Below are 390 nucleotides of genomic sequence, written 5' to 3'. Positions count from 1 at the left end.
GCGATGGCTACGATTGAAGTACTTTTCGTTATAGCTTATGACTTGAACTCCAATGAAATTGTCTAAAGATTTTTCATTTGGAAATTGTTCCTTTGGTTTGGTCTTGCGTTTGATTCTTTTGTTCAGTGATTCTAAGATATTGGTTGAATAAATTGTTGGTCGAATGGCAGGAGGAAAATTCAAGAAAGCTAGTAGTTCATTTTCAATGGATTTAAGTTGCTGGATCAGATTGGAATACGATTTCCCCCATGCACCATAAAAATCATTTAAGATCTTGTGTGCTGCAGTTACATCGGTCGCTGAATGCAACTCTTTAAAGTCACTTAAGATCGCCTCACGATCTTTTAAACGCACATGCGAACCAATATTACGCATAACGTGTACTAGGCA

1 protein-coding gene is annotated in these 390 nt (G+C 37.2%); it reads right to left on the bottom strand.

Going from position 1 to position 390, the window contains the following annotated elements; all coding sequences use genetic code 11:
- Positions 1 to 390: IS256 family transposase (locus ON15_RS06785; RefSeq protein ID WP_040524920.1), on the bottom strand; the 390-nt coding region annotated here is incomplete at both ends.

This window comes from Liquorilactobacillus vini DSM 20605 (genome assembly GCF_000255495.1).
Lineage (GTDB): Bacteria > Bacillota > Bacilli > Lactobacillales > Lactobacillaceae > Liquorilactobacillus > Liquorilactobacillus vini.
The sequence above is the reverse complement of the archived record's forward strand: the minus strand, read 5'-3'. Positions and strand labels throughout refer to the sequence as shown.